This is a genomic window from Marivirga sp., assembly GCF_024636815.1.
GTDB lineage: Bacteria > Bacteroidota > Bacteroidia > Cytophagales > Cyclobacteriaceae > Marivirga.
In genome coordinates this window covers 1-7,967 of the sequence record NZ_JAGXGF010000162.1, presented here as the reverse complement: position 1 = coordinate 7,967, position 7,967 = coordinate 1, and the positions used below count along the sequence as shown (strand labels likewise).

Below are 7,967 nucleotides of genomic sequence, written 5' to 3'. Positions count from 1 at the left end.
TGTGACCCCGGCAGGAATCGAACCTGCATCTAAAGTTTAGGAAACTCCAATTCTATCCGTTGAACTACGGGGTCATATCCAGGTCGCTTCTAGGGTATCGATTTAGCTACCTTAGCTTTTGTTAAATTAATCCTAGGTATAGATGTAAAGGAATACAAATCTATATTAGTAATAAGTGTTTTTCAAGTAATTTGGAAAGATTGTGAAATGCTTGGCTTCTACTAATTTTCTCAATTTGCTTTTTAATTCTTCTACGTTTTCCTTATTGGTAGCTGAGATGAAGACAACATCATTCTGCTCTTTATTCCAATAAGTGTTTTTCAGATTACTTATTTTTTCCTTCACACTTAATTCTTCCTCATCCTCTAATAAATCCACTTTGTTGAATACCAATAAAGTAGGTTTGTCGCTGGCTCCTATATCCGTTAGAGTTTGATTAACCACACTAATATGGTCATCTAAAGTAGGATGGCTAACATCCACTACATGAATTAAAACATCAGCTTCTCTGATTTCATCTAAAGTTGATTTAAATGATTCAATCAAGTGAGTAGGTAATTTCCTGATGAAACCTACCGTATCGGAAAGAAGAAATGGGATATCTTCAAAATTGACTTTACGCACTGTAGAATCTACAGTAGCGAATAATTTATTCTCTGCAAGTATATCTGATTTTGACAAAAGGGTCATAAGAGTAGATTTACCTACATTGGTATAACCCACTATGGCAACTCTTACTATCTTACCTCTGGATTTTCTCTGGGTCCTGCTTTGCTTTTCAATTTTGGCGAGCTTATCCTTCAGCTTAGTAATGGTATTTCGGATATTTCTTTTATCGGTCTCGATCTCTTTCTCACCAGCACCACCACGGGTTGCAGTACCACCTCGCTGTCTTTCCAGGTGAGTCCACATACGGGTAAGACGTGGTAATAAATATTGATTCCTAGCTAACTCTACCTGTGTTTTAGCCTGAGCAGTTTGTGCTCTGCTCAAGAAGATGTCCAAAATCAATAAACTCCGGTCATAGACTTTGACTTCTAATTCTTTTTCCAGGTTTCTTAATTGAGAAGGGGTTAAATCATCATCAAAAACTATCCAATTGGCATTTTCAGCTTTTATGTAAGCATTGATTTCTTCTAACTTCCCTTTCCCTACAAAGCTTTTGATATCGGGCTTCTCCAATCTTTGCGTAAACCTCTTGATGGTTTTTGCACCCAATGTTGATGTTAAGAAAGCCAATTCATCTAAATATTCATTGACTTTCTCTTCGTTTTGATTTTGCGTAATGATCGCCACCAAAACGGCTTTCTTCTCCTCTATTTCCTCTGCAGAATTATGTTGCATATATTATGTTATAGGTATCCTAATATGTAATTACGAATAAAATCAATCTAGGGTACCGAATTTCAAATTATTACAATCATTTCTCAAGCAATTGCTTGAGAAAAACTATTTCAATTCATCTAAATAAAGCGCAACGGCTTCAATTTCGGTTTCAGTTAGCTCATTTTCATATGCCGGCATTACTCCCTTTCCTTTTTTAATCCATGCTACTCTTTCAGATAAGTTGAGTTTACTCTGCGTTAAATCAGGAGCTTTGAAAAGACCTTTTTTACCGTCTTCGCCATGACATTTTTTACATTCTGCCAAATAAACCTCTTTCCCATTCTTCAATAATTCAGCAGTAGATCCTTCAATATTTACTTCAGCAGCATTTTTGGCAGGACTATCATCAGAAACCACTGCTGTTTCATCTTTTGAAAAAGTCAAGCTTCCTACTTCTGAAACTCCATAAATGTAAAAAGTTAATAGCACTGCAATGACTGCCATGGCTTTGTTTTCCTTTTTGAAGGCCACAATTCCAATAGGAATAATGATTAAAACTAAAACTAATTTAACCCACAAATAGGTCGGGGCAGCAGATCCGTACAATGACAATAAATATCCTCCTGTTGCTAGCATGAGTACTCCTAAAATAGGATCTACCATTTTATATTTTCGGACTTTAGCCAATAAATCTTTTTTATTAGCCAATAATAAAATGGTTTTGAATAATAAAAATAATAAAAATAAAGTGACCACTAATACGTGGGAGTGAAGCATTCCAATTTCCATATCTAATTGTTTTTTGTACAAAAATAATAAAGGCTATGGGAATAATTTCATATTGTCCATTATATTTGAATTTTATGGGTACTTTAAAGTGAATTAGTACAATCTAATCTACCTTAAACTCTTACCTATCGAAATCTCCCCAACTTAAAAGAACCGTAAGTGTTATTATTTGTAGATTTGTTATTGTAATATGAAAGTTGCTATCACTTTAAATACCTCATGGAACATCTATAATTTTAGGATGTCATTAATTCAAGCTCTGATAAAAGATGGGCATGATGTGGTGGCTATTGCGCCCCATGATGAATATACCTTTAAGCTTATTGAAGCAGGATGTGAATTTGAGGATGTTACCATGGACAGCCGTGGAGCTAACCCTACTCGAGATGTTGGGCTAACAATTGAATTGTACAATATTTATAAAAGAGTTAGGCCTGACATCATTTTACATTATACCATTAAGCCTAATATTTATGGAACATTGGCAGCCGCTATGATTGGAATACCGGTTATTAACAATGTTAGTGGTCTAGGTACCATTTTCTTAAATGATGATTGGATATCAAAGATCGCTTTAAGCCTTTATAGGTTTTCCTTTAAATTTCCTAAAAAAGTATTTTTCCAAAACCATGAAGATTACCAGCTTTTCATGGATAAAAAATTAATCCAAAGAAATATTTGTGAAGTAATTCCGGGTTCAGGTATAGATTTAAATGAATTCACACCTCAACCGCCTAAAGAAAAAGCAGAAGGAGAAGCCTTCGAGTTTTTAATGATTTCTCGATTGATAATCGATAAGGGAATCCGTGAATATGTTGCAGCGGCAGCGATTCTACAAGAAAGAGGAATGAATGCTAAGTTCAATTTACTGGGAAAGCTTGATGAATTGCACTCCAGAGGAATTTCAGCGGAGGAATTGAATTTTTGGATAGAAGAAGGCTATATTAATTATCTGGGAAGTACAGATGATGTTCGTCCTTTCATCAATAAGGCTGATTGCGTAGTCTTGCCAAGTTATAGAGAAGGGACACCAAGAACTTTATTAGAAGCAGCAGCCTGTGCAAAACCTATAGTTGCTTCAAATGTACCAGGATGTAATAACATTGTTGATCATAGGTTGAATGGTATTCTATGCAAAGTAAAAGATGAAGAAGACCTTGCTCTTAAAATGAAAGAGATGTATTATATGGCTCCGGAACTACGTCATGAGATGGGCTTAAAAGGTAGAGAAATTGTGGAGAGAAGATTTGATCATAATTTAGTGATTGAGCGTTATTTGAAAGCAATTGATCAAAATAGTACCTTAAAACCTGAACTAATAGCAGCTTATGCAAATAATTTATAAGCATTTCCAATAAATTATTGTCTTTTGCTTATTTGGTTATATTTTTACATTAGTGAATAAAACTATCAAAAAATTCTACCTATATCCTATTAGTATTCTTGTACTTGCACTTGCCGTGAGCAGTTGTAAAGTGTACAGACAGAATATTATTCTCCAAACTGAATCGGATATTAAATCCGAAAACTTCAAAGAGGAAATTTCTAAAATTGAAGGTGCCTATAAAATTCAGGCTGGCGATAAAATCAATATTGAGGTTTATACCAATAAAGGGGAGCGAGTGATTGATCCTAATATGGAATTAAATGCCATAACAGGTGCTGGAGGTGCAGGTGGAGGACGCTTCATGCCAGATAAGGAATTTGAAATTTTGCCAAACGGAACCGCAATTTTGCCTTTATTAGGAGAAACAAAAGTGGAGGGCTATTCTATTGCAGGACTTCAAGATAAATTAAAAGAAGAATATTCTGAATATTATATCCAACCCTATGTGAGAGTTCGAGCCTTAAATAGAAGGGTAGTAGTTTTAGGTGCTTTAGGAGGTCAGGTTATCCCCCTGGAAAATGAAAAAATGACTGTTTTGGAAGTATTAGCTCTTTCAGGCGGTTTAACTAGAGATTCTAAAGGTAGAAATATTCGATTGATAAGAGGTCCTTTGGATGATCCATCTGTTCAGGTGATTAATTTGGCGACTATCGATGGAATGCAAAAAGCGAGCATGGATGTTTTACCCAATGATATTATTTATGTCGAGCCAATTCGAAGAATATTTACTGAATCCATTAGGGATATTGCACCTGTAATTGGGATTGTAACGAATGTAGTGACCTTGTTTATTGTGATTGAAAATTTAAAATAATCAATGACAATGGACAATCAAGATACACGATATAAAAGAAACCTGGAGTATAGCAATTCACATAAACCCCAAAATCAGGAGCCAGAAGTAATTGACTTTTTTAAGTTGAAAACCATACTTAAAAAAAACCTGCCCTGGGCCATTTTATTAATATTAATAGCATTATTCGTAGCATTCCTTTATGTACGATACACCAACGTAAAATTTCAATCCTACGCGGAACTAAAGCTTAATAAAAGAAGTGAGGCGAGTGTATTTGGATTTAATCCTTTAAGTGAGGAAAGTTCAAACCTTAATACACTTTCTGGTGAAGTGGAGCTTATTCGTTCAAAACTTTTTTTAAAGCAAGTAATTGCAAAATTACCCTTAGACGTTTCCTACCATGTAATAGGAAGATTCAAAAATGAAGAACGATATAAATCCACTCCATTTACGGTAAGTTATGAGAAATCATGTGCTGATTATGGGCAAAAAATTTATGTAGATATTATTGATAAGCAAAATTTCAAATTATCTACAAATCCTGACAGTGAAGAATGGATAAGTCAAAAATTTGGTAAATATTTTATATTCAATGGGTGCAGTTATAAATTAGAAACTACCCCATCTTTCTTTAATTCGGAACCTTTGTTTTTTACCATTTCAACTCCTGAAAGTTTGATGAACTATGTGGAGTCAAATCTTTCGGTAGCTCCTGAAAACTTGAATGCCAACACTATTAAAATCACTTTTGAAGATTACAATCCTTATAAAGTTCAGGCTATAGTGGAGCAAGTAAGCGAGCTTTATACGGAATACAGCAAAGAGCAGAAAAATCGAGCAAATCAGTTAAAGATTGAGTTTCTTAATAAACAATTAAAGCAAACTGAAAACGAGCTTTCTAGTTACGAAACTTATATAGAGGATTTTACCATAGAAAATAAAACCGTAAGCCCTTCCCAAGATGTAAATAGATTAATTTCAGAAATGGTAAAAATGGATTCCATTTTATATGGAATTAATTATCAGCTTGGAGAGATAAAGAACATTCAAAATCAATTAGAGAAGGATACTTTAAGCTTTGATCAAATCAATTACTTAGTATTACCTTCTAATATGCAACCTTTATTTGAAGAGTTTTCTGAGCTCAAACAGGAATATCAGATGGCTAAGACTCGCTACAAAAAAGAGAGTCAGGTCTTGCAACAAAGAGATATAGAGATTAATGCTTTAAAGGATAGAATCAATAATTACCTGAGCAATAAAGTTGAGATTCTTGCAGAGAGAAAAGTTAACATTTTAAATAGAAAGCGAGAGATTGAGAATAAATTCAATCAATTACCTGCTAAAACAAATGAACTCAATCAGAAAATGAGGTTCTACTCGCTGTATGAAGAGCTGTATTTGTCTTTGATGCAAAAGAAAACGGAATTTGAAATAGCCCAAGCAGGGACGTTGTCTGAAGTCGATATTTTAACACCGGCTAATTTACCCAGAAGTCCAATCGGGCCTTCTACCAATTTGATTTACATTGGATCTTTTGCAGTAGGCTTTATTTTAAGCTTTATATTTATAGGATTTAGATATCTGCTTTATGATGAGATAAATAGTATTCACGAGCTTGAGAGACTGACTAGCATCCCAATTGTAGCTAAAATCAGCCGACTGAGCCGAAATGTGGCAAAGAAAAGTGGTGTAATAGTTTCTGAAAAACCAAGATCTCAAATTAGTGAAGCTTTCAGAACCTTAAGAACAAGTTTAGATTTCATTGGCATAAAAGATGGCAAAAAAGTAATATCCATTAGTTCAACTACCAGTGGAGAAGGAAAGACTTTCATTTCGGTGAACTTGGCCGCTATACTTGCCATGTCCAATAAAAAGGTCATTATTTTGGACTTGGACATGAGAAAACCCCGTGCCCAATATGCCTTCAATCTGGAGGAAAATGAAATGGGAATCAGCTCCGTCCTAAGTGGAGGAATTCACTGGAAAGAATGCGTTAACATTACTAAAACTGACAACTTACATTTTATTCCCTCTGGTATTCTTCCGCCAAACCCAGCAGAATTATTAGAAGGAGAATATTTTGACCAACTATTGAAAGAACTTAAATCAGAATATGATATTATTTTGTTAGATACTCCTCCTATTGGTTTGGTTTCTGATGGAATTATTGCGTTGAAAAAATCTGATCATTCGTTATTTGTATTAAGAGCAGATTATTCTAAAAGATCATTTATAGATGATTTACATAGAAGCTTGAATTTGAATAATATTCAGAACATCTCCTTGATATTTAATGCAGTAAGAAAGGAAAATAAAGGCTATGGTTATTATCAGGATTACTACAATGACAATAACAGCAAGTCTATCTCAACTCTGAAAAGGCTCTTCAATATTTAATGTCCCACAAAACTGTACTACTGACTGGAGCCACAGGGCTTTTAGGCAAACAAATTTTACAGCAATTAATAGCTCAAGACTATAAAATCTATGCATGTAAAAGAGTTGATTCTCATATTCCTTTAGCATCAGAAAAGCTTAATTGGATTGAAATAAAGTCTATCGAAGATGATTTATTCTTGCTTATTCCAGAAAAAGTTGATTACGTAATCCATGCCGGGGCTTTGGTCTCCTATAAAAAGTCAGATACAGCAAAAATCTACCAAATCAATACCCAATGGACTTCAAAATTGGCTAAAGTTGCTCTGGAAGCTGGAGTTAAAAAATTTATTTTCATAAGCAGTATTTCCGCTTTGGGTATAAGATCACAGGATATTTTTATTGACGAAGACACACCTAAATCTGAGAATGAATTTTTAAGCAATTACGGTAGAAGCAAAAGACAAGCAGAAGAACTGCTTTGGGATGTATCATCCGATGGACTACCTATTGTCATTTTTAATCCTTCAGTTATTATTGGCCCCGCAAAGCGTTATCAGAGCAGTGCACAATTATTCGGCTATGTAGGTGACCAAAAGCCTTTCTACACCAAAGGCTTAATCAATTATATTGATGTGAGAGATGTTGCTAAAATCATTGTGCAAAGTTTGGAGAATAAAATCAGGAATGAGCAGTTTGTATTAAACGCAGGAAGCATTAGCTATCATGATTTTTTCAAGGCTATCGCAAAACAGCTAAACCTAAAAGCTCCTAAAATAGGAGTGCCAAAGTTTATGGTGATACTGGGGGCTGTATTGGAAAACATATTCAGTAAATTAAGTGGGAAGCCAGCCACACTTACAATGGAAACGGCTAAGATGGCGGGGAATAAGAAAATATATAATGCTGAAAAGGCAAAAAATACTTTCAATATCCGTTATAAGACTTTAGAAGAGTCCATAGAATGGACAGTAAATGAAATGCAGAAAGAAGGAGAATTATAAACTTAAAAAATTATTTCAACGTTGCTTGATTTTCATCTTTAATTAAGTAAATTTATTTAACCTACTTAGTTTAGTGATGTTATCTGAACCAAGTTAGGTTTTATGCCTGCAAAGACAAGCACAGCCTCAGGCGAATGATAACAAAATGACAAAGTAGGATAACCACTTATTCATTATTTATGAGCGAATTTTTCAGAAACAGAAAAGACGAAGAGAAAGAGTTGATTAAAAAATTCGAGAATCATATTCAGGGCAAAGATTTCCACTTTTTTGATGTGGAAGAACT

At 34.3% G+C, this 7,967-nt stretch carries 6 protein-coding genes and 1 tRNA gene; 4 read left to right on the top strand and 3 right to left on the bottom strand.

The window, feature by feature from the left end; translation table 11 throughout:
* Window positions 1–2 precede the first annotated feature (2 nt).
* The 3 genes from Q0L29_RS11850 to Q0L29_RS11840 form a co-directional block, all read right to left on the bottom strand.
* Window positions 3–74, bottom strand: a tRNA-Arg gene (locus Q0L29_RS11850).
* Between the two features lie 91 nt (window positions 75–165).
* Window positions 166–1,344, bottom strand: a complete 1,179-nt coding sequence (hflX, locus tag Q0L29_RS11845; RefSeq protein ID WP_296621910.1) for a GTPase HflX — start codon at window positions 1,342–1,344, stop codon at window positions 166–168.
* Window positions 1,345–1,449: 105 nt separating this feature from the next.
* Entirely contained in the window at window positions 1,450–2,115 is a 666-nt protein-coding gene (locus tag Q0L29_RS11840; protein ID WP_296621907.1) for a cytochrome c, read from the bottom strand.
* A 190-nt stretch (window positions 2,116–2,305) separates the two neighbouring features.
* On the opposite strand from Q0L29_RS11840, the gene Q0L29_RS11835 reads away from it, so the two are divergent.
* From Q0L29_RS11835 to Q0L29_RS11820, 4 genes are read left to right on the top strand one after another with little or no spacing between them, the layout of a single operon-like run.
* On the top strand, window positions 2,306–3,460 hold the full coding sequence (locus Q0L29_RS11835) for a glycosyltransferase family 4 protein (protein WP_296621906.1): 1,155 nt from the start codon (window positions 2,306–2,308) through the stop codon (window positions 3,458–3,460).
* A gap of 52 nt (window positions 3,461–3,512) precedes the next feature.
* Window positions 3,513–4,316 carry a polysaccharide biosynthesis/export family protein gene (locus Q0L29_RS11830; protein WP_296621904.1) on the top strand — a complete coding sequence of 268 codons (804 nt, stop codon included), beginning with the start codon at window positions 3,513–3,515 and terminating at the stop codon, window positions 4,314–4,316.
* Between the two features lie 9 nt (window positions 4,317–4,325).
* Window positions 4,326–6,698, top strand: coding sequence for a polysaccharide biosynthesis tyrosine autokinase (locus Q0L29_RS11825; protein ID WP_296621902.1), 2,373 nt, complete (start codon window positions 4,326–4,328; stop codon window positions 6,696–6,698).
* On the top strand, window positions 6,698–7,681 hold the full coding sequence (locus tag Q0L29_RS11820; RefSeq protein WP_296621900.1) for an NAD-dependent epimerase/dehydratase family protein: 984 nt from the start codon (window positions 6,698–6,700) through the stop codon (window positions 7,679–7,681). Before Q0L29_RS11825 ends, Q0L29_RS11820 begins: the two co-directional genes overlap by 1 nt.
* Window positions 7,682–7,967 lie beyond the last annotated feature (286 nt).

What these genes read in the sequence shown, in the direction of transcription:
- hflX (WP_296621910.1), bottom strand. Translation starts at nt 1,344, where the DNA reads ATGCAACATAATTCTGCAGAGGAAATAGAGGAGAAGAAAGCCGTTTTG.
- Q0L29_RS11820 (WP_296621900.1), top strand. Translation starts at nt 6,698, where the DNA reads ATGTCCCACAAAACTGTACTACTGACTGGAGCCACAGGGCTTTTAGGC.
- Q0L29_RS11835 (WP_296621906.1), top strand. Translation starts at nt 2,306, where the DNA reads ATGAAAGTTGCTATCACTTTAAATACCTCATGGAACATCTATAATTTT.
- Q0L29_RS11840 (WP_296621907.1), bottom strand. Translation starts at nt 2,115, where the DNA reads ATGGAAATTGGAATGCTTCACTCCCACGTATTAGTGGTCACTTTATTT.
- Q0L29_RS11825 (WP_296621902.1), top strand. Translation starts at nt 4,326, where the DNA reads ATGGACAATCAAGATACACGATATAAAAGAAACCTGGAGTATAGCAAT.